Annotated in this window: 26 protein-coding genes; 14 read left to right on the forward strand and 12 right to left on the reverse strand. The window is 67.5% G+C overall.

Features of this window, described 5'->3' with window-relative positions; translation table 11 throughout:
• Nucleotides 1-48 precede the first annotated feature (48 nt).
• Nucleotides 49-666: a TetR/AcrR family transcriptional regulator gene (locus tag HNR24_RS03600; protein ID WP_058889251.1), complete on the forward strand. Its 618-nt coding sequence runs from the start codon at nt 49-51 to the stop codon at nt 664-666.
• Nucleotides 667-799: 133 nt separating this feature from the next.
• Here the strand turns inward: HNR24_RS03600 and HNR24_RS03605 are convergent, their stop codons facing one another.
• A complete protein-coding gene (locus HNR24_RS03605; protein ID WP_182495034.1) occupies nt 800-2,794 on the reverse strand; it encodes a primary-amine oxidase in 1,995 nt (664 codons plus the stop codon).
• Nucleotides 2,795-2,875: 81 nt separating this feature from the next.
• Between HNR24_RS03605 and HNR24_RS03610 the strand changes: the two genes are divergently transcribed.
• The gene (locus tag HNR24_RS03610) at nt 2,876-3,508 is read left to right on the forward strand and encodes a hypothetical protein (RefSeq protein WP_182495035.1); all 633 of its coding nucleotides are present in this window, start codon (nt 2,876-2,878) and stop codon (nt 3,506-3,508) included.
• Here HNR24_RS03610 and HNR24_RS03615 read toward each other — a convergent pair.
• The 3 genes from HNR24_RS03615 to HNR24_RS03625 are packed head-to-tail and all read right to left on the reverse strand — an operon-like array spanning nt 3,493 to nt 4,371.
• Nucleotides 3,493-3,660, reverse strand: coding sequence for a zinc transporter permease (locus tag HNR24_RS03615; protein WP_179442288.1), 168 nt, complete (start codon nt 3,658-3,660; stop codon nt 3,493-3,495). The genes HNR24_RS03610 and HNR24_RS03615 overlap by 16 nt on opposite strands.
• Nucleotides 3,657-3,992 (reverse strand): ArsR/SmtB family transcription factor, encoded by a 336-nt coding sequence (locus HNR24_RS03620; protein ID WP_182495036.1) that lies wholly within the window; start codon nt 3,990-3,992, stop codon nt 3,657-3,659. Before HNR24_RS03620 ends, HNR24_RS03615 begins: the two co-directional genes overlap by 4 nt.
• A 40-nt stretch (nt 3,993-4,032) precedes the next feature.
• Nucleotides 4,033-4,371, reverse strand: coding sequence for a biopolymer transporter Tol (locus HNR24_RS03625; RefSeq protein WP_182495037.1), 339 nt, complete (start codon nt 4,369-4,371; stop codon nt 4,033-4,035).
• Between the two features lie 100 nt (nt 4,372-4,471).
• On the opposite strand from HNR24_RS03625, the gene HNR24_RS03630 reads away from it, so the two are divergent.
• The 8 genes from HNR24_RS03630 (at nt 4,472) to HNR24_RS03665 (ending at nt 12,905) form a co-directional block, all read left to right on the forward strand.
• Nucleotides 4,472-5,857 (forward strand): cryptochrome/photolyase family protein, encoded by a 1,386-nt coding sequence (locus HNR24_RS03630; protein WP_058889256.1) that lies wholly within the window; start codon nt 4,472-4,474, stop codon nt 5,855-5,857.
• 160 nt (nt 5,858-6,017) lie between these two features.
• On the forward strand, nt 6,018-7,493 hold the full coding sequence (locus tag HNR24_RS03635; protein WP_083504949.1) for a DEAD/DEAH box helicase: 1,476 nt from the start codon (nt 6,018-6,020) through the stop codon (nt 7,491-7,493).
• 127 nt (nt 7,494-7,620) lie between these two features.
• Nucleotides 7,621-8,769, forward strand: a complete 1,149-nt coding sequence (locus HNR24_RS03640) for a PP2C family protein-serine/threonine phosphatase (protein WP_182495038.1) — start codon at nt 7,621-7,623, stop codon at nt 8,767-8,769.
• On the forward strand, nt 8,766-10,724 hold the full coding sequence (locus HNR24_RS03645) for a glycosyltransferase family 2 protein (RefSeq protein WP_058889257.1): 1,959 nt from the start codon (nt 8,766-8,768) through the stop codon (nt 10,722-10,724). The genes HNR24_RS03640 and HNR24_RS03645 overlap by 4 nt, the downstream gene beginning before the upstream one ends.
• Entirely contained in the window at nt 10,721-11,053 is a 333-nt protein-coding gene (locus tag HNR24_RS03650; protein WP_058889258.1) for an STAS domain-containing protein, read from the forward strand. The genes HNR24_RS03645 and HNR24_RS03650 overlap by 4 nt, the downstream gene beginning before the upstream one ends.
• Complete coding sequence (locus HNR24_RS03655; protein WP_058889259.1) at nt 11,043-11,462, forward strand: ATP-binding protein; 420 nt, start codon at nt 11,043-11,045, stop codon at nt 11,460-11,462. Before HNR24_RS03650 ends, HNR24_RS03655 begins: the two co-directional genes overlap by 11 nt.
• Before the next feature lie 227 nt (nt 11,463-11,689).
• Nucleotides 11,690-12,055, forward strand: coding sequence for a class I SAM-dependent methyltransferase (locus HNR24_RS03660; RefSeq protein WP_198144738.1), 366 nt, complete (start codon nt 11,690-11,692; stop codon nt 12,053-12,055).
• Between the two features lie 106 nt (nt 12,056-12,161).
• Nucleotides 12,162-12,905, forward strand: a complete 744-nt coding sequence (locus HNR24_RS03665; RefSeq protein WP_058889260.1) for an MBL fold metallo-hydrolase — start codon at nt 12,162-12,164, stop codon at nt 12,903-12,905.
• Nucleotides 12,906-12,973: 68 nt separating this feature from the next.
• Here the strand turns inward: HNR24_RS03665 and HNR24_RS03670 are convergent, their stop codons facing one another.
• The 3 genes from HNR24_RS03670 to HNR24_RS03680 all read right to left on the reverse strand — a co-directional run bounded on the left by HNR24_RS03670 (nt 12,974) and on the right by HNR24_RS03680 (nt 14,865).
• Nucleotides 12,974-13,525 (reverse strand): maleylpyruvate isomerase family mycothiol-dependent enzyme, encoded by a 552-nt coding sequence (locus HNR24_RS03670; protein WP_310735454.1) that lies wholly within the window; start codon nt 13,523-13,525, stop codon nt 12,974-12,976.
• Nucleotides 13,526-13,715: 190 nt separating this feature from the next.
• A complete protein-coding gene (locus HNR24_RS03675; protein WP_083504952.1) occupies nt 13,716-14,267 on the reverse strand; it encodes a GNAT family N-acetyltransferase in 552 nt (183 codons plus the stop codon).
• A 40-nt stretch (nt 14,268-14,307) separates the two neighbouring features.
• Entirely contained in the window at nt 14,308-14,865 is a 558-nt protein-coding gene (locus HNR24_RS03680) for a flavin reductase family protein (protein ID WP_182495039.1), read from the reverse strand.
• A 107-nt stretch (nt 14,866-14,972) separates the two neighbouring features.
• Between HNR24_RS03680 and scpC the strand changes: the two genes are divergently transcribed.
• Together scpC and HNR24_RS03690 are read left to right on the forward strand one after the other, a co-directional pair.
• Complete coding sequence (gene scpC, locus HNR24_RS03685) at nt 14,973-16,496, forward strand: succinyl-CoA:acetate CoA-transferase ScpC (protein ID WP_182495040.1); 1,524 nt, start codon at nt 14,973-14,975, stop codon at nt 16,494-16,496.
• On the forward strand, nt 16,493-17,827 hold the full coding sequence (locus tag HNR24_RS03690; protein ID WP_182495041.1) for a DcsG N-terminal domain-containing protein: 1,335 nt from the start codon (nt 16,493-16,495) through the stop codon (nt 17,825-17,827). Before scpC ends, HNR24_RS03690 begins: the two co-directional genes overlap by 4 nt.
• Before the next feature lie 60 nt (nt 17,828-17,887).
• Here HNR24_RS03690 and HNR24_RS03695 read toward each other — a convergent pair whose 3' ends face one another.
• Genes HNR24_RS03695 through HNR24_RS03710 form a run of 4 tightly spaced genes read right to left on the reverse strand, consistent with a single transcriptional unit; the run spans nt 17,888 to nt 20,293 of the window.
• Complete coding sequence (locus HNR24_RS03695; RefSeq protein ID WP_182495042.1) at nt 17,888-18,262, reverse strand: hypothetical protein; 375 nt, start codon at nt 18,260-18,262, stop codon at nt 17,888-17,890.
• Nucleotides 18,263-18,267: 5 nt separating this feature from the next.
• The gene (locus HNR24_RS03700) at nt 18,268-18,912 is read right to left on the reverse strand and encodes a hypothetical protein (protein WP_182495043.1); all 645 of its coding nucleotides are present in this window, start codon (nt 18,910-18,912) and stop codon (nt 18,268-18,270) included.
• Nucleotides 18,913-18,968: 56 nt separating this feature from the next.
• Nucleotides 18,969-19,841, reverse strand: coding sequence for an EamA family transporter (locus HNR24_RS03705; RefSeq protein ID WP_310735381.1), 873 nt, complete (start codon nt 19,839-19,841; stop codon nt 18,969-18,971).
• Nucleotides 19,842-19,861: 20 nt separating this feature from the next.
• Nucleotides 19,862-20,293, reverse strand: coding sequence for an RDD family protein (locus HNR24_RS03710; protein ID WP_182495044.1), 432 nt, complete (start codon nt 20,291-20,293; stop codon nt 19,862-19,864).
• 238 nt (nt 20,294-20,531) lie between these two features.
• Between HNR24_RS03710 and glnA the strand changes: the two genes are divergently transcribed.
• Nucleotides 20,532-21,956 carry a type I glutamate--ammonia ligase gene (glnA, locus tag HNR24_RS03715; RefSeq protein WP_058889266.1) on the forward strand — a complete coding sequence of 475 codons (1,425 nt, stop codon included), beginning with the start codon at nt 20,532-20,534 and terminating at the stop codon, nt 21,954-21,956.
• Nucleotides 21,957-22,081: 125 nt separating this feature from the next.
• On the opposite strand, the gene HNR24_RS03720 is transcribed toward glnA, so the two are convergent.
• Nucleotides 22,082-22,513, reverse strand: a complete 432-nt coding sequence (locus HNR24_RS03720) for a VOC family protein (RefSeq protein ID WP_182495045.1) — start codon at nt 22,511-22,513, stop codon at nt 22,082-22,084.
• Nucleotides 22,514-22,572: 59 nt separating this feature from the next.
• Here HNR24_RS03720 and HNR24_RS03725 point away from each other — a divergent pair, with 59 nt between their 5' ends.
• Nucleotides 22,573-23,031, forward strand: coding sequence for a hypothetical protein (locus HNR24_RS03725; protein ID WP_220477152.1), 459 nt, complete (start codon nt 22,573-22,575; stop codon nt 23,029-23,031).
• Nucleotides 23,032-23,035 lie beyond the last annotated feature (4 nt).

Raw genomic sequence — 23,035 nt, forward strand, 5'->3', positions numbered from 1 at the left:
CGGGCAGACATGGCCGCCTGATCTCGCCCGATGCGGGAGAATCGGCACATGCCCAAGAAGATCGACCGCGAAGAGCGCCGCCAGCAGATCGTCCGCACCTATCTGCGCATCGCGGACCGCGACGGCCTGGAGGCGGCCACCTCGCGCGCCGTCGCCCTCGAGCTTGGGGTCTCCACCGGGTCCCTATGGCATTACTTCACCGGATTCGACGACGTCGTCTTCCGCGCCTTCCAGCTGATCTTTGACCGCACGAACGCCCGGATCACGGCGCGAGTGGGAGACCACGGCGGTCTGCGCGCCCTGATGGCGCTCCTGGAAGAGGCCCTCCCCGTGGGCGAGGAGACCGAGCGTGAGGCGCTGATCGTGACCAACTTCTGGGGCCGGGCCTCCTCGAAACCCGAGCTGGGCCGGTTCCAGAGCGAGGTCGGAGCGATGTGGCTCCGGCAGATCACGGACCACCTCACCCAGGCCGTGGATGCCGGGGAGCTCAGCTCCGCAACACCTGTGCAGGAGCTCGCCGACGTCCTGATGGTGCTGATCACCGGGCTTCAGGTGGAATGCGCACTGAAGACCCCGCTGGCGCAGACGCAGAGGCAGTGGCGGATGATCCGCCACTGCCTCTCCCCCTGGCTGACCGACACCGGGCGCACCGGCGTCGGACTCTAGTGCGCCTGAAGATCCTGCGCCTGCCCCAGACTCGCAGGCCGCCCCAGGCCCCTAGGCGCCTCCGGACTCAACACCGGCCCGCGGCTGAGCGCCGTGAGTCTGCCGGTTGACCCCGACGGCTAGACCCGCCAGCTCAGCTGCAGCCGCAGCCGCTGGACTTGTCCGCGCCCTCGGCCTTGGCCTCGCGGGCCGGGCTCGCCGGGGCTGCGCAGTGCCCCGAGGGCTCCGGGGGCACGTCCAAGGTGGGGTTGCGGTCGAAGAAGCCGTTGGGGGTCAGGGTGAATCCGGCGTAGTCCACCGGCATGATCGGCCAGTCCTCGGTGCGCGGGAAATGCGTCAGCCCGAAGGTGTGCCAGAGCACCAGGTCCTCACCCTCCAGCGAACGATCCTGCGCGATGTAGCTGGGCAGTCCGCCGTAGCCCGGGTTCAGGTTCACCTGATCACCGGCCGGGAACTGCTCGTCCGGATGGTGCTGGGTCACCCAGAGGTGATGCCCGGCGAACGCCGCGCGGCGACGGATCGAGGAGTCCTCGGCCGCCAGCAGTGTGGGACTCTCCTCGGGGTGCAGCTGATACGCCGTGGGAGCTCCCATGCGGTTGGTCTTCTCCGCGCTGCTGATCTGCCAGACCCGGCCCACCGAGCCCTTGGCGTCTCGGACGGCTTCCTTCTCGGAGCGCAGCCGGGTGATGCTGCGGGTGAAGGCGTTGCCCCACGGGTTCTGCTCACTGGTGGGCACCTGGACCGCGTCGATCTCATCGATCGAGTTGCGCGTCCCATCCACGGTCATGTCCAGCCTGGCGCAGAACATGTGCTGGTGCACCGGGGCCCCGAGCCCTGGTGCCAGCTCGGTGGCGTAGGGGTAGTCCGGCGACGGCATGCCTGAGGTGAAGACGATCCCGGTGGCCTTGGACTCCAGCTCGATCTTGCCGTCCAGATAGAGGTACCAGTAGAAGCCGTAGTCGTAGTTGCCCACGGTGACGAAGAAGGACACCACGAGCCGGCGCTGCCGGCGGACCTCGCTGGTGCCGGAGAAGTCATCGCTGTGCTTCCAGAGGATGCCGTAGTCCTCCTCATGGATGCAGATCGCGTTGCGCAGCGTCTTGGGATGCCCCAGGTCATCGACGACGACGGCGTCCACGTAGCTGATCTCACCCTTGCAGTCACAGCCGAGCTCCAGGGCGTTGGCCAGCCGGCCGAACTGGTACTCCCCGACGTCGAAGTAGTTCTGCCAGGCGTGGGTAGGCGTGGGGTCCCCGTAGTTGACCACCATCTCTGCGATCGAGCCGCGGTAGAGGATGGGACGGTCCACGCCCTGATCATGGAAGCTCAGCTGGTGCAGCGTGAGTCCTTCGCGGCCGTTGAAGCCGACCCGGACCTTCCAGTTCTCCCACTCCAGCACGCCGTCCTGGAGGCTGAAGCTGACCCCTTCGGGCTGGGTGATGGAGATCGGCTTCAGCGAGGTGCGGTGCTCACCGCGCACCGCCGGGTCCAGGTAGTCTCCTGACTCTTCTGGGACATGGGTGACCTCGGTCTCCACGACCCGCAGGACCTTCTTGTTGGTCAGATCCACATGCGCGACCACGCCGTCGATCGGGTGCGCCCAGACGGAGTCGCTGGGGTAGTCCTGGCGGAAGGCCAGGGCGCGGACCACGCGCACACCCACTTCGTCGTCGTAGCCGAAGATCCCGGCCGAGAGCCCGACGACGACGACCTTGTCCAGATCCTCCACCCCACGCCGGGCGAGCGCCTCGACCCAGGTCGGATCGGCCTTGACGATCGGATCCGCGCCGGCAAGGTCCTCATCGAAGCTCGGCGCTGATCCCTCTTCCACCGCGTTGACCTCGTGCCGGGCGACGATGGACTCGCGGTCCAGGTCCACCACGAGCTGGGTCAGGGTCAATGTGGGCAGGTCGGTGAGCAGAAGCGACACCTCCCGGGGCAGCTTCGTGCCCGGGGTCCACCTGAGGACGTCTGCCTTGCTGGGCTCGCGCAGCGTCACATAGGACACGCGGGTCGCCTCATGCAGCAGCGACTCGCGTTCCAGGACGCCGCGCATCACCTCGATCTCGGGCTCGGTCAGCGGGGTCAGGGGGTGGCGGGACTGCTGGGCCGGGGTCTTGTCAGCCATGGTGATCCTCCTTATAGTTGAGCGCACGCTCAACAATAAATATGACACATTTCACATGTGTTTCGGAAGGGTCAGCTGCGCATGACAATCGCGATCCGCCGAGTGGCTGCGCTCGGAGCTGCCGCCTCTGGCCTGCAGCACCTGGTGATGCTCAGCCAGGGTCACCACCTGGGCGCCGCCCTGCTGATGGCAGCGATGGCCATCGTCTGCCTCCCATGTGCGGGGCATCTGTGGCGGGCCGCAAGCATGCGTTCCTGGACCATGATCGCGGTGATGAACGCCGCGATGCTCGCAACCCATCTCGGGATGCTCGCCGGCAACGCCGCGCCCACGGCGGCACACTCAGCCCAGCTCGGCGCAGGCGCCACGCCTGACCAGACGACCGTCCCGGAGGCCCAGGCAGCCCATGCGCACGACTCCTGGGCAGGGGCAGCCGCCCCCGCTGCCTCCTCCGAAGCTCACGCGGAGGGACTGCATCAGCTGCTGCTGCCATTGGCCTCGGGCCTCGCGCTGCTGGAGATCATGCTGGCACTGCTGGGACTCGCGCTGCTGCGGCGCCGGAGCACGAAAGAGGGGCCCCCACGCTCGGGGCCCCCTCATCTCGGGGTGGTCAGCACCCCGCCTCAGCGGCACGATGTCGTCGCTGACGCGGTGTCGCCGCCGCTGTACTCGCCGGCTCAGTCAGTGCCGGCGTCGACTCAGTGCTCGTCGTAGTGGTCACCGTGAGCCGCATGGCGGTGTCCGTCGTGGACATAGTCCACGTGATCGCCGTGCTCCAGCGCCTCGTGGCCGCAGTTCTCGCCGTGGGTGTGATCCTCCAGCTTGTGCTCAGCAGTCGCGTGCTCTGCAGTGGGGTTCTCAGTCATGATGAAGCTCCTTCTGGGGCGGACTCAGCCGCCTGATCCTGGGTGACGGGCTCCTGTGCGTGAGCGATGGCGTCGGTGATCACATGGGCAACGTGGTCATCGGCCAGACGGTGCTCGATCTCCCGGCCATGACGCTCGGCCAGCACGAGCCCGGCCTGCTTCAATGTCCGCAGATGCTGGGAGACCAGCGGCTGCGACATGGAGGTGATGCTCACCAGCTCGGTCACCGTCCTCGGGGACTCAGCCATCAGGCACAGCAGCCTCAGCCTGGACTCGTGTCCGAGGACCTTGAAGAGCTGGGCCGCGCTGACGAGCGCCTGATTCTCACTCACAGGTAGAGAACACCACACATATAAATAGATTGCAATCTATTTATTGCGACGCAGTCTCATCCTCGGGATCCAGTGCATCGAGCTCGGTCAGAGCCGCCTTCGCGGCACTGATCCGCTGCGCCTCCGGCAGCTCCCACCAATAGGGGCCGCGCTCCCCCAGTCCGGTCTTGGCCAGCCCGACCCGCTTGCGAGAGGCGGTCACCCGCTCCTCGTCGCCGGTCTTCTTCCCTGCCGCGACACCGGACCGACCGCGGCCCAGGTGGGACTTCAGGGCGGTGACCAGCTCCTCGGGCAGCGCGGGATCGGTCCGGCGCCACCGTCGTCCCTTGATCACCATCCAACGCTGGTCCTCCTCGGCGGAGGGTGTTTCCTCAGTCATCGACATCTCCTTGCCTACCCCAGTTGATGAGCGGGTTCTCCTGCTACTGTGCCAGCCAGGACGGCCGCTCGCGCGGCCACGCTTCGCCGAAAGGGCACTGATGACCCGCACGCTGATCTGGTTCCGCGACGATCTGCGCACCGCAGACCATGAGGCGCTGCTCACCGCCTGCCAGCGCGCGGAGGGACCGGGCGACGTCGTCGCACTCTATGTCCTCGACGAGGTCAGCCCCGGGGTGCGCCCACTCGGAGGCGCCGTGAAATGGTGGCTGCACCACGCGCTGGATTCCCTGAAGGCCGATCTCGCCGAACTGGGCATCCCGCTGCTGCTGCGCGCCGGGGACCCGGCGAAGCTGCTGCCTGCACTGGCCCAGGAGCTCGACGCAGAGAAGGTGCAGTGGTCGCGGCGCTATGGCGGGCCGGAACGAGCAGTGGACGCCGGGATTAAGGCCGCGCTGCCCGAGCAGGGTGTGGAGGTGGAGAGCTTCAACGCCTCATTGCTGCACGAGCCCTGGACCGTGGAGACCAACACCGGTGGCCCGTACAAGGTCTACACCCCCTTCTGGAAGCAGATCAGCGTGCGCGACCCCGGCGCTCCTGTTCAGCGCCCCACCCCCCTGGGCCCGATCGCAGACGCCGAGGCCGCCCTACCCACAATCAGTGAGGGCGCGGGGAACCTCGAGGACTGGCAGCTGCTGCCCACCCGCCCTGACTGGGCTGGCGGGCTGCGTGAGAACTGGACCCCCACCGAGGCCGGCGGTCACGCCCGGCTCAGCGAGTTCCTGAATCATCAGGTCGAGGACTACGACGACGCACGCGATGTTCCCGCCGGAGACAACACCTCGCGGATCTCGCCCTACCTGCGCTTCGGTCAGCTCAGCCCGCGCCAGGTATGGCATGCGGCGCACCAGGAGACCGAGGAGGCGGTGGGGAAGTTCCTCTCCGAGATCGGCTGGCGCGAGTTCTGCTGGCACCTGCTCTTCCACTTCCCGCAGCTGCCGCACACCAATCTGCGCGCCCAGTTCGACGCCTACCCCTGGAAGACCCGTGATCAGGCGCCCGAAGACTTCCGCGCCTGGGCCAAGGGGGAGACCGGTTTCCCCTGGGTCGACGCGGGGCAGCGCCAGCTCTGGGAGACCGGGCATATGCACAACCGGGTCCGGATGGCCTCGGCATCTCTGCTGATCAAGAATCTGGGCATCGACTGGCGCGAAGGGGAGGCATGGTTCTGGGACACCCTGGTCGACGCGGACGCCGCCTCGAACCCGGCGAACTGGCAATGGGTGGCCGGCTGCGGGATGGACGCCGCACCGTACTTTCGGATCTTCAACCCGGAACGGCAGCGCGAGCGCTTCGACCCCCGAGGCCACTACGTCAGCGCCTGGATCCCGGAGCTGAACACCCCGGACTACCCCGCCCCGATCGTGGATCTCAAGGCCTCCCGTGAGGAGGCGCTGGAGCACTACAGCCAGATCAGCGGCAAGTGATCCGGAATCTGTCGGTGGCGCCATGAGGTAGAGTGGGGATCCTGGTGCCCACCATGTGGGTCGCCTGCGTCGTAAGAACGCCTTGATCAACGCGACCGTGTGTATCCACCGGTCGTCGTTTCAGCAGTGATTTTCTCGCGGCGACCGAGTGCATCAACCGATGCCTTCGCCCCATGCCAGACCAGCCCCCGGCGGGTATACCCCTGCCTTCTCTGCGTCCGGCGCTTTCCGAAAGGCCCTCGCCATTTCTGAGACCCAGACCTTCGCCGAGCTCAACGTCCCCGCACCCCTGGTGCGGGCTCTCGCAGCGGACGGCAAGACCGAAGCCTTCGCCATCCAGCAGCAGACCCTCACCGACACGCTCTCCGGACGCGATGTCCTGGGACGCGGCAAGACCGGCTCCGGCAAGACCCTCGCCTTCTCGATCCCGATGGTCGCCCGCCTTGGTGAGAAGGACGCGGCCAAGCGCCGTCGTCCCGGGCGCCCGCTGGGCCTGGTGCTGGCCCCCACCCGTGAGCTGGCCACCCAGATCAACGCGGTGCTGGAACCGCTGGCCGCCTCCTATAACCTCAAGACCACCACGATCTTCGGCGGCGTCGCCGCTTCGCGCCAGATCAACGCGCTGAAGTCCGGGGTCGACATCGTAGTGGCCTGCCCCGGCCGCCTCGAGGACCTGCTGAACCAGCGCGCCTTGAGCCTGGAGTCGGTGGAGATCACCGTGCTCGACGAAGCGGACCACATGGCCGACCTCGGCTTCCTGCCCGTGGTGACCCGGCTGCTGGAGAAGACCGACGCCAAGGGGCAGCGGCTCTTCTTCTCAGCGACGCTGGACAACGGTGTGGACAAGCTGGTCAAGCGCTTCCTGAACAACCAGGTGATGCACTCCGTGGACGAGGCCACCTCCCACGTCTCGGCGATGACCCACCACGTCTTCGAGGTCCACAACGACGATAAGCGCGACCTGGTGAAGCAGCTGGCCTCCGGCACCGGACGCCGCATCCTCTTCACCCGCACCAAGCACCAGGCCAAGAAGCTTGCCAAGCAGCTCACCGAACAGGGCACCCCTGCGGTCGACCTGCACGGCAACCTCTCCCAGTCCCAGCGTGACCGCAACCTCGCGGCCTTCGGCGAGGGCGACATCAAGGTCCTGGTCGCCACCGACGTGGCAGCCCGCGGCGTCCACGTGGACTCCGTGGAACTGGTGGTCCATGTGGATCCGCCGGCCGAGCACAAGGCGTACCTGCACCGCTCCGGTCGCACCGCCCGCGCCGGCAGCGCCGGTGACGTGGTCACCGTGATGCTCCCCGAGCAGCGCCGCGACACCCAGGCGCTGCTGCGCAAGGCCGCCATCGCGGTGCACCCGATCCGGGTCAACTCCGAGTCCGAGGCCGTGAGCGAGCTGGTCGGCGCCACCGCCGAGTTCGTCAAGCCCGCCCCGCGGGCACCGGTCCAGCAGCAGCAGCCCCGCCGTCGTTCCGGGTCCTCCCCGCGCGGCGGAGGCCCCTCCCGCGGCGGTCGCGGCGGTTCGGGAGGCTCGGGGGGTCAGTCCCGCGGCGCCGGGTCCGCCCGCGGCGGTCGCCCCTCGGGTCGCAGCGGCGCATCCGCAGCCGGACGGTCCTCGCGCCCGGCACGCTGAGTCTTTGAGGCCATGACGATGGCTCGATCGCAACGACGCTCCAGGTGGGTGGGCCTTAGTGCCCACCCACCGGTGTACTAGGGTGATGCCAAACAGACGCTGTACACAGGTTGGGGAGGATCTGGGAATGTTGAACGAGGAGACCAGACAGCGCGCACTCGACGCCCTCGAGGTCTTGGACACTCCCCCTGACGAACGCGTAGATAGGATCACGCGCCTGGCACAGCAGATCTTCAATGTGCCTATGGTGAGCGTCAACCTTCTTGACCGGGACCGTCAATGGCGCAAGTCGGAGATCGGCATCGGTGTCCAAGAGGTCCCGCGTGCCGACGCGTTCTGCGAAGCGACGATCCAACAGTCTGGTGCACTAGTCATCGAGGACGCGACCAAGGAGGACGCGTGGGCTTCGAACCCTTTTGTCGTGGGGGATCCCCACCTTCGGTTCTATGCCGGTCACGCTTTAGCCGCGCCATGTGGTGAGCACGTCGGAACCCTCTGTCTCCTCGACACCAAACCTCGAACCCTCGACGAGGGTGAGCGTCGGCTGCTGCAGGATCTCGCCACGTGGGTCCAGACCGAGCTCGCCCAGCAGCAGGAACTGGACCACGCTGCCGTCGTACAACGCGCGTTGAACCCGCGAGAACTTCCTCAGCCCGCCGGGTTCACCGTCACGGCAGGCTCCGCGCCCGCCGGCGGCGTCTCCGGGGATTTCCACGACGTGAGGCTACGAGACGGCACCCTGCGCGTCACCCTGGCCGATGTCATGGGCAAAGGCGTGGGTGCCGGGATCATCGCCTCTGCGGTGCGAGCCTCTCTGCGCACCGCCCCGGACCGTTCGCTGCCCACTACGGTCTCCGAGATCGACGCGATCCTCGAGCACGATATCGGCGACCTGAATATGTTCGTCACCCTCTTCAGCGCTGAGATCGACGCGCTGACCGGCCAGGTCAGCTATGTCGATGCCGGACACAGCCTCAGCTTCATCCATCGGGCAGACGGCGCGTGGGAGCACCTGAACTCCACTGGGCTGCCACTGGCGATGGGCATGGGTGAACCGCACGGTGTTGGTTCAGCGCAGCTGAACCCAGGGGATGCATTGATGAGCTGCAGCGACGGACTGCTCGACCTCCTGGACCTCGAGGACCCGTTCGGTCAGGTCGACGAGATCCTCGAGGCATACGGCATGGACGGGGCGGTCGACGAGGCGCTGCGTCGGGCGGTCGCCGTCAAGGCCGCCGATGATGTCACCGTGGTCGTGGTCAGGAGAAAGTCATGACCCGACGGTTGATCCTGATCCGGGTCTTCGCCGTCCTCGCCGTACTCACCGGGATCAACTACCTCACTTGGCGCTGGATGGAGTCGCTGAACTGGGAGGCCTGGTGGATCGCGGTGCCGTTGGTGATCGCCGAGACCTACAGCTTGATCGATACCTTCCTCTTCGCGACCACCATGTGGCGCGCAAAGGAACGCTCTGGTCCGGAGTCTCCCCCAACGGGAACGGTCGACGTCTTCATCACCACCTACAACGAACCTATCCCGATGGTCATGGCCACGGCACGAGCCGCAAAGAACATCGCCTACCCTCACAGGACCTTTGTCCTGGACGACGGCAACCGTCCGGAGATGGCGGCCGCCGCTCGGGCGGAGGGACTGGGATACATCACCCGCTCGGAGGACTGGACCGACAAGCCACGCCACGCCAAAGCTGGAAATTTGAACAACGCGCTGTTCGAGACCGACGGCGAGTTCCTGCTGATCCTCGATGCCGATCAAATCCCGGACCCGCTCATCCTGCACCGTACCCTCGGCTACTTCGCCGACGACGAGCAGGTCGCACTGGTGCAGACCCCGCAGTGGTTCATCAATGTCGACGAGGCCGACCCGCTCGGCAGCCAGGCGCCGTTGTTCTACGGACCGATCCAGCAGGGCAAGGACGGTTGGAATGCGGCCTTCTTCTGCGGATCCAATGCCGTGCTGCGCCGCGACGCGCTGATGCAGCTCGGCATCGTCGGCTATGTGCGCAACCTCCAAGACTCCACCGAGCGCACGCTGCGTGCCGCCGAGAAGCTGCTCTCCCGCGAGGCGCGGCGCAGCCGGTCGGCGCCCGAGCTGCAGACCGAGCTCAAGGACCTGCGGATCGAAGTGTCCCAAGCGCGCGCCGCCATCGCCTCCGGGGAACCCATTGCTGATGTCACCTACGAGCTCCATGCCAGGATCAACGACGCCTCCAACCGGCTGGTGAGGCACGATCTGGACATGATGGCCGAAGACCTCGTGGCGATTCACGCACTTCCGGTCCAACGCGACGCTGAACTGGGGGCCGTCGTCATCGACGAGGTCGGCCTGGATGCGCTCTCCACCCGTGAGCTCTCCCCGCTGGCCGCGGTGAAGTCCGTGGGTGCTCTGCTTGATGCGCTGCGGGTGGACCGCCCCGACGAGGCCCAGCCGATCCAGCCGCTGGCCACGATCTCGGTCACCGAGGACATGGCCACCGCCATGCAGTTGCACAGCATGGGCTGGCGCAGCGTCTACCACCACGAGATCCTCGCTCGCGGGCTCGCTCCGGAGGACCTGCAGACCATGCTCAAGCAGCGGCTGCGCTGGGCCCAGGGCACCATGCAGGTGTTCCTGCGCGACAACCCGCTGGCCAAGCGAGGACTCTCGGCCGGGCAGCGACTGATGTACTTCGGGACCATGTGGAGCTACCTCGCCGGCTTCGCTGCGATCGTCTACCTCTCCGCGCCGGTCATCTACCTGATGTTCGGCGTGATGCCGGTCACCGCGTGGAGCGGCGACTTCTTCGCCCGCTTCCTGCCGTACTTCCTGATCAATCAGCTGATGTTCCTGATCGTGGCCCGGGGCATTCGCACCTGGCGCGGCCAGCAGTATTCGCTGGCGCTGTTCCCGGTCTGGATCCGCGCGTGCACGTCCTCCTTCGCCAACGTGTTCTTCAAGAAGCCTCTGAGCTTCGTGGTCACCCGTAAGGACGGCCGGGCGGACGGAGCGCTGCCGCTGCGCGAAGTCTGGCCACAACTCCTCGCGATCGCGCTGTTGATCATCGCACTCATCACCGGCATCATCCGGGTGCTGGCCGGCACCGCCGACGGCACCGGCACCCTGGTGAACACCGTCTGGGTGGCCTACTCATTGGCTGCACTGAGCATCGTCATCCAAGCCCTGCGCTACAAGGGCCCCGCAGCACACGCCGAAGAGGTAGAAGGAGCACCATGAACCTGAACGTCTCCACCCATGCACACCATGCGGTCGTGCGCCCCGAAGGACGACTCACCGCCTCGGGCGCCCCACGGCTGAAGCAGGCGATCAAGAAGCTCATCGACGACGGAAATCCCCGCATCGTGGTGGACCTGGCACAGACCGAGTTCATCGACTCCTCCGGGCTAGGCGCGCTGATCGGCGGCCTCAAGGCGGCCCGGCTCGCCGAGGGTGATCTGCGACTCGCCGCTGCGAGTGACTCGGTGAAGAGCGTCCTGAAGCTGACCAGCCTTGACCGGGTGCTCCGTGACCACCCCACCGTCGAGGCGGCCTTCGGTGACGGCTGATGGGGGCTCCCGCGTCACCCTGACCGGGGCCGCGGAGCTGGACTTCGTGGATCGGGTGCTCGCCGCCCTGGATGAGCTCTTCGAAGCTGCCGGTGACCTCACGGAGGAGGATCGCACCTTCTTCTCGCTCGCCGTCAGTGAGATCATCACCAACATCGTCACCCACTCCACCTGTGTGGGCGACGCCGGGGTCACGGTCACCGCGGACCTGACAGTCGACGACGGCGCGCTCTCGGCCCGCTTCCAGGACGACGCCGTGCCGGTCACCATCGATCTCCGGGGAGCCGCGCTTCCCGAGGAGCTGGCCGAGTCTGGTCGTGGTCTGGCGATCGCGAAGATGGCGCTGGACCAGCTCAGTCATGAGGTGAACAATGGTCACATCTGGACGCTGGTCAGACGCCGCCGCTGATCAGTCATCTCTCACTGCTCAACGGTGACCGCTGGGGCTGACCGATGGAGTCTGACCCCTGGCCGATGACCACGAGGATCTTCGTCGATGAACCGTCTCTCATCCCGCCTTGCAGCCCTGGTCGATGCGCTGCCCCTGGTGCCTGGGATGCGGGTGTTGGAGATCGGAGGGGGCCTGGCGCCGCCGCGCGTGCCGTGGCGCGGCGCCTTGTCGCCGGAGCCGGGCCGGTGTCCGAGACGTCCGAGGGCTCGGTGAGCGGTCCCAGCGAGGGCCCGGGCCGGGACCGCGGGGAGCTTCTTATGATCGACCGGTCTGCGAAGAGCATCGCCCTGGCCTCCCGGAACGCTGCCGAGGAGATCTCGGCCGGCTGGATGAGGGTTCGCCAGGTCGGGGTGGAGGACTTCGTCCTGGAGACGCGGGAGCATCCCTTCGACCTCGCATTCGCGTTCCGAGTCGGCGCCTTCGACGGTCGGCACCCCGAGATCGCGGAACAGGCTCTGGACCGTGTATCCGCTGCACTCAGGCCAGGTGGTCGGTACTTCATCGACGGCGGTGATCCGCTGCGGGAGATCGATCTGCAGAGCCGGACCTGACGCGGCGGATGGGCCTCGCGCAGGTCCCGGGCCCATGTCACGCTTGACCAACCCCCGTACGGGCGCCCAGGATTGATGCGACCCCCACGGAACGGAACCGCAGCACATGATCGACTATGGCGTCGCCCCCGGCATCCACCTGGTCTCCCAGGCGAATGTGAACTCTTACGTCGTCGAGGCAGAGGATGGGATCACCCTCATCGACGCCGGACTGCCCGGGATGTGGCACGAGGTCATGGCGGTGCTCAAGGCGCGCCAGCGGATGCCCTACGAGGTGAAGGCGCTGGTGCTGACCCACGGGCACTTCGATCACCTCGGGTTCGCGCTGCGCGCTCAGAAGAGCCTGGGCATCCCGGTGATCATCCACCACGAGGACGCGGAGCTCGCGACCGCTCCGTACCGCTACGCCACCGAACGCAATCGGCTGCTCTATCCGCTGGGCCACCCGCGATCGCTGCCGCTGCTGGGGCGGATGGTGGCCGCCGGCGCACTGACTGTCAAGGGCGTGCATGGCGTCCAGCTGATGACCGCCGGATCCACGCTCCACGTGCCAGGGTTTCCCGTCCCGGTGCACACGCCGGGCCATACCGACGGGCACTGCATCCTGCACTTCCCGGCCCGCCGGGCAGTCTTCACCGGTGATGCCCTGGTCACCCTGGACCCTTACACCGGGGAGACCGGACCCCAGATCGTCGCCGGAGCGGCCACCAAAGACACGGCCCAGGCGATCAGCTCGCTGGACGCCATCGCGCTCACCGAAGCCGACACCGTGCTCCCAGGCCACGGCGCGGTCTGGTCTGAAGGAGCAGAGGCCGCGGTACAGGCTGCCCGCGAGGTGGGCCGACACTGACGTCGACGGCCACTCTCACGCCCGCGGCCGCGGTGCTGAACGTGAGCCAGTCGGCACGCAGCTGCAGACTAAGAGACGCGACCCAGCCTTCGGACGAACGTCGCCGCGCCGGGCACTGAGAACTCGTCCCCGTCCGCAGGACGGCCCGAGACCGACATCAGGAGCGCCAACCCACTCGCCATCACCTCGGGCCCGGATCCATGCGCGAGCCCGGAGTCAGAGGCTCGCAGCCGAAATCCCGCCGCGCGTTCTCTCCCGCCACCGACCGAGACTCCGGTCGCGAGCTGGTGCCGCAGCGCCGCCTGCTGCGGCTCATCCGGGTAGGTGCGCGCGAGCCCCAGGGGACGCCGGATGTCCTCGCCGTGCACGATGGCTTCAACCAGTCGCGTCGCCAGCGGCACCGGCGGGGTGTTCGTGGCATCGCAGATCCGACGAAGCTCGGCCAAGGTCGCTGCCGGCGTGGCTGCCCGTTCGCGAGCGATGCCGTCGTCGTTGTGTCTGTCGAAATCACCCCTGGCAGCCGCCAGACCACGCAGAAAGCCCAGTCGGGTCGTCTTCGCGGTGTCCACGAGGTGCGCGAGGACGTCGTGGACATCCCAGCCCGGACACAACGAGGGCAGTGTCCATTACTCTGGGGTGAGCGATTCGAGATCGATCAGGAGCGCACGGCGTTCGCTGCGCACTGCTTGCCACACCGTGGCCGAGGTTCGGGAAGGCATGGGCCAATCCAACCACCGGCTCGAACCGATGAACACCCCAGCTCGCGGTGCACGTCGAGTCGGTCGTCGCCTCCGCAGCGCCGTCCCGGAGTCATGTCACGGTGGATGCCCCCTGACCCGCCGCCAGCGGGCGGCGCATGACGACGCGGGGCCACCGATCGAGCCCCAGCGCGGCCTCGTGCTCCCGGATCGCTCGCAGACCCTCCGTGAGGTCCTCCTCCGGCACGGTCTGGAATCCGATGCGTGCGTAGTACGGCGCGTTCCACGGGACGAAGGTGAACGTGGTCAGCGTCAGTCCGGTGAGATCGTGGTGCCGTGCCCAGTCGGCGGCAGCGTCCAGCAGAGCCTTTCCCAACCCCTGCCGGGCGTGGTCGGGATGGACCGAGACCTGCTCGATGTGGGCGCCGCCGTCCACGGCCTGCACCAGCAGATACGCCACGGGACGATCCGCCGCATCAACCGCGACCCACGCCCGCCCATCTGACTGAAAGTCAGCGAGTTCCGCGACCGTGGGCGGGTCATCCTCGGCAATCTCCTCCATGCCGAGTTGGCGAAAGGCCGCACCGGCGGCGCGCTCGATCTCGCGCAGGCCCCTGAGGTCATCGAGCCGCGCGTCCCTGATCATGGCGCGCTCCCCTGCCATTCGCTGCCTCTGCCTGCTGAGTGCCTTCTCGGAGGCTCGGCTAGTCCGTGAAGTACTTCCACTTCGTCATCTCATCGCTGAGGTCGTGCAGCTCCCCATTGGTGCTGAAGGTCCCGTTGCCGCGGTGGTGGAACTCCGGGGCCGGCGCGGCGTCGGGCCGGATCCAGGCGGCCGTGGTGCGCAGCAGCCACAGCGAGTAGTCCTCCACCAGGGAGTCGTCCTCGACCTTGCACTCGATGTTCGCCACGCACTCCCCGATCAGCGGCGCCGCGACGCTGACACCTGGGACCCGGGTCAGTCCGAAATGCTCCCATTTGTCGATGTCCTGGCTGGAGGAGTTGCCGACCTGCACCGTGGTGAGCATCAGGTCCGCCCCGGGGATCCCGATCACACACTGCCGCGTGGCCTGCAGGGTCGCGAAGCTGGTGTCCCAGGTCCCCACGATCACCGCCAGGATGCCGTCGTGCCGGACCGGCATGTTGAACGCGTTGGTCATGATGTTGTCCCGGACTCCGTCGGAGGTGGAGATCAGCACCGTGGGTCCCGGCTCGATCAGCCGGTAGGTCTCCCGGACCGGATAGGGCACGAATCCATTCATGATGCGTCCTCCCTCGTCAGGTGCTGCGATCAGCCTGCGTCGTGTCACCCAGCGTAGCGCTGCGTCGAGGAATCTCGTCAGGGTCGGCGTTCGCCTAGGCTGGAGCAATGAGCGCTGCTTCCCCTCGAATCACCTGCCCCGTCCTGGCCGGCAAGGTCACCTCCGCCGCCGAGGCGGCCACCCACATCCACGACGGCGACCGGGTCGGGATGAGCGGCTTCACCGGCGCCGGATACCCCAAAGCGGTGCCCGCCGCCCTGGCCGAACGCGCCAAGGACGCCCACGACCGTGGCGAGGAGTTCGGGATCGACCTCTGGACCGGGGCCTCCACCGCCCCTGAGCTCGACGGTGTGCTCGCCGAGGCCGGAGCTGTGCGCAAGAGACTGCCCTTCCAGTCGGACCCGACGCTGCGTGAAGCCATCAACACCGGGGAGACCGAGTACGTCGACACCCACCTGAGCCACTCCGCCCAGCAGGCCTGGTTCGGCTTCTACGGCCAGCTCAACGTCGCAGTGATCGAGGTCGCCGCGATCCTGCCCAACGGGCTCCTGGTCCCTGGCAGCTCAGTGGGCAACAACAAGAGCTGGCTGCAGCTCGCGGACAAGGTCATCCTGGAGGTCAACGACTGGCACCCCCGCGCCTACGAGGGCTTCCACGACATCTACTACGGCACCAAGCTGCCCCCGGAGCGCCGCCCGATCCAGCTCACCGACCCGCTGCAGCGCATCGGTGACCCCTACCTGCGGGTGGACCCCGAGAAGGTCCTCGCCGTGGTGCACACCGACGCGCCGGACCGGAACCTGCCGTTCAAACCCGCCGATGAGCAGTCCAAGGCCATGGCCCACCATGTGGTGGACTTCCTGCGCCATGAGATCCACCACGGCCGGCTGCCCGAGAACCTGCTCCCCCTGCAGTCCGGGATCGGGAATGTGGCCAACGCCGTGATGGCCGAGCTGGCACACAGCGAGTTCGAGGAGCTGCTGGCCTATACCGAGGTGATCCAGGACGGCATGCTGGACCTGATCGACACCGGGAAGCTCACCGCGGTCTCCGCCACCTCCTTCTCGCTCTCGGCCGAGCGCGCCGAGGCGTTCAACGCGCGCGCGGAGGAGTACAAGGGCCGGATCCTGCTGCGCACCCAGGAGGTCTCCAACCACCCGGAGGCCATTCGCCGGCTCGGAGTGATCTCCATCAACGGCATGGTGGAGGCAGACATCTACGGCAACGTGAACTCCACCCATGTGATGGGCAGCTCCATCATCAACGGGATCGGCGGCTCCGGGGACTTCGCCCGCAACGCCTACCTGAACTTCTTCGTCTCGGGCTCAGTGGTCAAGGGCGGCGCGATCTCCTCGATCGTGCCCTTCGCCAGCCATGTCGATCACACCGAGCACGACACCCAGATCCTGGTCACCGAGCAGGGCCTGGCGGACCTGCGCGGGCTCTCCCCCGCCGCCCGCGCCCGCACCATCATCGCCAACTGCGCGCACCCGGACTACGCAGACCTGCTCCAGGACTACTTCGACCGCGCGGTGGCGCAGAACCCGCGCGGCCGGCACACCCCGCACCTGCTGGGCGAGGCGCTGAGCTGGCACGGGAACTACCAGAGCACCGGCAGCATGAGGCCATGACCCCTGAGGAGATCCGCGACCTCCCCGCCATGGAGCTCGGCGACGACGCGCTGCGCACCGCGCTGACCACCGCCGTCATCACCGGGGTCAAGACGATGACCACGAGCCTGCACCGCTCCTACCTGGCGGAGTCCGAGCCGCTGCCCGTCCCGGGGCTCCAGCGCCTCGTGGGCCTGCAGGAGGAGAGCCTCGGCGTCGTCGAGGTGCTCGAGGTGACGCTGCTGCCGCTGGGTGAGATCACCCAGGAGATCGCTCGCGGCGAGGGTGAGGGATTCGACTCCGTGGCGGCCTGGCGCGAGGCTCATGAGCGCTTCTGGCGCAGCACGGGTGAGCTCGGCGAGGATCGATGGGAGGAGCACGACGTCATCGTCGTCGAACGTTTCCGCTGGCTGCCCGAGCATGCGCTGGTCCCGACGCCGGAGCCACGCCGGGTCGGGATCGTGGTCACCGATGACTACTCGGAGGCCCCCGATCGGGACACCGCTCCGCTGATCGCGCAGCTGCAGCTGCTCGGTATCGCAGCCGACCCGGTCATCTGGCACGAGTGGACGCCTCGCCCGGACTATGACCTGCTGGTCATCCGCACCCCGTGGAACTACTCCTCGCGCACCGAGGAGTTCCTGGACTGGCTGGAGCGGGCCGAGGCGCAGGTTCAGGTGCTCAACCAGCCCGCGCTGATCCGCTGGAACCTGGACAAGGTCTACCTGCGCGAGCTCGAGGCCGAGGGGATCGCCGTCGTGCCCACCCGGTGGGCCGACGACGACGCCGCACTGCGCCACGGCCTGGCCGCGCACGCGGAGGGATGGGTCGTGATCAAGCCGAGCATCTCGGCCGGGTCCTTCGACACCGGGCTGCTGCGCGCCGACTCCGCCGCGGCGCTGGCCCTGGGTGAGCGGATCCTGGCCCGCGGTCTGACGGTCATGATCCAGCCGGAGGTCCCGGAGCTCAGCGAGGGCCGGGAGAAGGCGCTGTACTTCATCGACGGGCAGCACACCCACTCGATCGCCAAGGGGGCGCTGCTGGCCCGCGGCGGGGGTCTGCGCGGCGGCAGCTATCAGGAAGATCCGCAGCTGGTGCAGGCCAGCGCGGCCGAGGTGGAGTTCGGGGAGCATGTGCTGGCGGCCGCGGGACGGCGGACCGAGACACCCATGCCGCTCTATGGCCGGGTCGACCTGGTCGATTCCGCGGAGTCCGGCACCGTTCTGCTGGAGGCCGAGCTGTTCGAGCCGGCGCTGAATCTGCACCTGGCCCCCTCGGCGGCGCTGGCGCTGGCCTGCAGCATCGAGTCCCGGCTCTCGCAGCACCAGGCCGCGAACGCCATGGTCGGCTGATCCTGCTGGTCTGAAGATCGTGCGGGTCGGAATGTGCTGCGGGTGTGAAGCTCGTGCGGGTCAGTTGATCGCCGCGATCACTGCCACCCCGATGAGTCCGACCGCTCCGGCCCAGATGTAGCTGGCCAGAGTGCCGATGATGAACCGTTCGGTGGCCTTCGCGCGCTGCTCTGCCTGCCAGGAGCGCAGCTCGGGATAGCGGCCCAGGCCCTTGACGGCAAGCACCACCGCGATCGCTTCGGGATATCCACCGAAGACCGCGCCGGTGATCGCCAGCCGCTCCAGGATCCCGATCCAGGTGCCCCCGCGCAGAATCCCGGGCCCATAGCCCTCGGGCTCCACCCGGCGCAGCAGCCAGCCCACCAGCGCAGCGCCTAAGAAGGCAGAGAGCGCCAGGGCAATCAGCACCACCGCGGTGATCCACAGCCATGTCATGGTTCTCAGTCCTCCTTCGCCGCAGTGGGGATCTGCCAGCTGCCTTCGGCGGCCGCGGCGGAGATCAGGGCCGCCAGCACGGGGCGGCTGCGGCGCTCCTCCTCCAGCATCGCAGAGCGCGCGCGCTGACTGACCGCAGACACGGTGATGCCCAGCCGAGCGGAGATCTCTGCCCGGGTGAGTCCCCGGTCGGTGAGGTCACTGACCTCCCATCCGGTGTCTGCGCGCCGGCGCACCACCCCGCCGAGCAGCTGCAGCACGGCGGTGGCGGCTGTCGCGGCCTCGGGTCGGTCCCCCTGGACCACCAGCGGCACCGGCTCGGTGCGGCTGCGGGCGCGTTCCACGGCGTAGCGGGCCTGGATGAACGCGCTGCCGGAACTGGCCCGGGCACTGGCGCCCAAGGGCTGCTCCACCGCTCCGGCCCCGATGCCCACCGCCCACTGCTCGGTGCGGCACAGTGTCAGGGCGAGGTCCACCGCGGCCTCCGCGCCCCGGAGCAGGATCTGGACCTCATCGCCGACTGTGCGCTCCAGCGGCAGCACGATCTCTGACTCCCACCGTGCGCTCCAGGGGCTCAGCTCCTCGAGCAGCTCCTGCACCCGCTCCCCGGATTCAGTGCTGCGATGCTGATCTGCGGTGAGGACGAACATGAATGTAGGTTATATCCTTCAACTGTCACTTTCAAGGCTATAGCCTTGATTCCTTTCTAGGCTGCCGGCCGCGGAGCCGTTCGGGGCCGGGCCGGACCACCGAGGGTGAGTGCATTGCTCAGCACCACCAGCAGGATCCCGACCCAGGCCAGCCATGGCAGCAGCTGACCCAGGAACACTGCGCCGATCAGCGCCGCGAAGAGCGGGTGCAGGGACATGCCGAGGCCGAAGATCACCGGACTGATGTGCCGCAGCACGATCAGGTCCAGCGAGTATGGCACCACCGAGGCCAGGACACCGGCGACCGCGGCGAAGAGGAAGGCCTCCAGCGGAGGCTGCAGGTGCCAGACGAGGACAGCGGCGATCGGCAACAGGCCAAGTGCGGAGATGGCGGTGCCCATCGCGACCCCTTGGACGCCGTCAAGGCGTTGACCCACGACTCGATTGGTCAGGATGTAGCCCGCCCAGCACCCCGCAGCCAGCACCGCGAAGCCCAACCCGAGCAAGTCGCTGGTGGGTCCGGGTCGGGTCAGCAGCACCACCCCGATCAGCGCCGTCGCGGCACAGACTCCGTCGCGGAGTCGCCGAGAGGCCAGCACCGCCACGGCCAGCGGCCCGAGGAACTCGATGGTCACCGCAGTCCCGAGCCCCACACGCTCCAGGGCGGCATAGAGCGCGGTATTCATGCCGGCGAAGAACAGCGCCAGCAGCAGCACCGGGGACCACTGGCTGCGGGTGAAGCGCCAGAACCGGGGGCGGGTCAGCGCGAGAAGCACCGTGGAGGCCACCACCTGGCGAACCGCCACCACCCCGACCGGGGTCAGTCCCGAGAAGGCCAGGGACCCGACGGCGGCGCCGAACTGGGTGCTCACCGCGCTCGCGCAGATGACCGCCAGTCCTCGTCCCGGTCGGTCCGCGAGCCGGCTCACCGGTGGAGCGCCAGGCGCGCTCACATGCGCAGCTGGACGGTGCCGGCCGCCCGGTCGTGGGCGCCGCGACCGTCGACGCCGATCAGGATGGCGGGGAGCAGCAGCAACAGCAGCAGGGTGCGCACCGTGGACCAGATCGGACCGGGGACGTTGTTGCCGCGCACCACCTGGATCCGCATCAGGCGCTTGCCGATGGTCACCCCGAGCAGGCCGATCAGGATCACGTGGATGGCAACGAAGATCCCCAGGGTCACCAGCTCATCGCCGCCGAAGAACGCCATCGAGATCAGCGTGGCGATCCCCCAGTCGATGAACAGGGCGATCAGCCGCCGACTCCAGGGTGCCATGCTGCCAGGACCAGTCTCCGGCAGACCCAGCTGATCACCGGCCCAGCGCGGCTCTCCAGACCCCGGCTCAGAGGCGCCGGGGGGTCCGCCGTCGTGCTTCGCCACAGATCTCCTTCGGGTTCGGATATGAGAGGGTGATGTAGAGCATGTGGCCGTGCGAGCACGGCCCCGGTCAGTCTATTCGCCCGACCGGGGCGGCCTCACCACTGGCCCATGAGCAACTTAAGTTACATGACGGAAACATTTGCGTGATGGCCGGGAAATGCCCGGACCATAGCGTGGAGCAGAGCGTTCACCACTGTTACGCGCGCAAGCCCAGACACCTGACGAGGAGCACGGACGTATGTTCACAAGCCCTGATGAAGTTCTGAAGTTCATCGAGAAAGAGGAGGTCGTGTTCGTCGACGTTCGCTTCACCGACCTCCCCGGCCTTCAGCACCACTTCAATGTTCCGGCCAAGACCGTCGACCTCGACTTCTTCGAGAACGGACAGCTCTTCGACGGCTCTTCGATCCGCGGATTCCAGGGCATCGCCGAGTCTGACATGCAGCTCATCCCGGATGTGGCCACCGCCTACATCGATGAGTACCGCGTGGAGAAGACCCTGGTGATGACGTTCTCGATCGTGAACCCGCGCACCGGGGAGCCCTACGCCCGCGATCCGCGCGGCGTGGCGCAGAAGGCCGAGGAGTACCTGGAAGCCTCAGGCATCGCCGACACCGCCTTCTTCGCTCCCGAGGCCGAGTTCTTCCTCTTCGACGATGTGAAGTGGCAGTCCAGCCCGGACGCCTCCTTCTACTCGCTGGATTCCGACGAGGCCTCCTGGCAGTCCGCCGAGGAGATCCCCGGCGGGAACCTGGGCCACAAGATGGCCACCAAGGGCGGCTACTTCCCGGTCAGCCCGCAGGACAAGAGCGCCGATCTGCGCGACGCGATCTGTGTGGCTCTGGACGCGGTCGGCCTCGAGGTCGAGCGCTCCCACCATGAGGTCGGCGGCCCCGGTCAGCAGGAGATCAACTACAAGTTCAACACGCTGACCCACGCAGCCGATGACCTGATGAAGTTCAAGTACATCGTGAAGAACACCGCGGACCAGTTCGGCAAGTCGGCCACCTTCATGCCGAAGCCGATCTTCGGCGAGAACGGCTCCGGCATGCACTGCCACCAGTCGCTCTGGACCGATGGCAAGCCGCTGTTCTTCGATGAGAAGGGCTACGCCAACCTCTCCGACACCGCTCGCTGGTACATCGGTGGCCTGCTCAAGCACGCCTCGGCCGTGCTGGCCTTCACCAACCCGACGGTGAACTCCTATAAGCGTCTGGTCAAGGGCTACGAGGCCCCGGTCAACATGGTCTACTCGCAGGGCAACCGCTCCGCGGCGATCCGCATCCCGATCACCGGTGCCAACCCGAAGGCCAAGCGCCTGGAGTTCCGCGCACCGGATCCGTCTTCGAACCCCTACCTCGCCTTCGCCGCGCAGCTGATGGCAGGTCTGGACGGCATCCGGAACCGGATCGAGCCTGCCGACCCGGTGGACAAGGATCTCTACGAGCTTCCCGCCGAGGAGCTCGCCGACATCCAGAAGGCGCCGGGCTCCCTGGAGGAGGCGCTGCTGGCACTCGAGGGTGACTACGAGTTCCTGCTCGAGGGCGGCGTCTTCACCGAGGATCTGGTCAAGGCCTGGATCGAGTACAAGCGTGAAGAAGAGATCGCCCCGCTGAACCTGCGGCTGAACCCCTACGAGTTCGAGCTGTACTACTCGGTCTGATCTCGCGTCACGTCTGCGACAGAGCAGCGGCCCCGCACCAGTGATTGGTGCGGGGCCGCTGCCATGTCCGGGACATCCATGCCCCTACCGCCTGCCCTCCGATGTGTCTTCCACCGCCGCGGAGCTCAGCCCAGGGGCGCGGTGAGCTCCAGGTTGATGCCGTCCGGGTCCTGGACGGAGAGGATCGCCAGCCCGGAGTCGCTGAGATCGTTGATCTCCCCGTGTTCGATTCCGGCTTCGGCCAGTGCCTGCGCGGCGTCCTGCAGCGCATCCCGGGAGTCCACCGCGAAGCTCACGTGGTCCAGCCCGGTGGTGTCGGGGTCGAATCCGGTCTCGCCCACCGGGCGCAGACCCACCAGCGTCCCCTGCGGAGTCTGGTAGATCACGCCGCCGTAGAACTGCTCCTGGGAGGCGCGGACCGAGGGGTCATCGGCCTGGGCCGAGGTGTCCACCACGGCGGGCCAGCCGAAGACTTCGTCGTAGAACGCCTTCGACCGGGCGATATCGGTGACCGTGAGCCGGACGTGTGCCAATCCATTGCTGTTGATGAGAGCCATCACCTCACCGTAGCCGGAAGACCCTTACCTGACCACCCGATGCTGAATACACTGCGCTCATGACCCGGATAGGACCGCTGGATGTGGTCGACGTGTTCGTCTACACCGTGGTGCTGGGGCTCTTCGTACAGTTCTTTCCCGAGGTCATCTCGGAGTCGTTCCTGATCACGCTGCTGACCGCAGTGCTGCTGAAGCTGGTCCTGGAACTGGTGACCTGGGTGAAGAAGTCGCTGCTGGCCCGGCGTCGGGCGCGCCGCGGAGTCCGGCGCGGTCTCAACCTGGCGATGCTGATCCTGGTGCTGCCCGGCAGCAAGTTCCTGGTCCTGGAGCTGACCGCGCTGGTCTTCCGAGGTGAGGTCCAGCTCGGCGGCTTCTTCCTGGTGACCGGGCTGATCCTGGTGCTGATGCTGGCCCGTGGGGGCACGCGCCGGCTCTTCCGCTCCTCGCCGGCCGCGACGGATACCGCACCGGCGGGTCCAGCACCGGCGGGTCCCGCACCGGCGGGTCCCGCGGAATGAGCCC

Source organism: Nesterenkonia sandarakina, assembly GCF_014138825.1.
Taxonomy (GTDB): Bacteria; Actinomycetota; Actinomycetes; order Actinomycetales; family Micrococcaceae; genus Nesterenkonia; species Nesterenkonia sandarakina.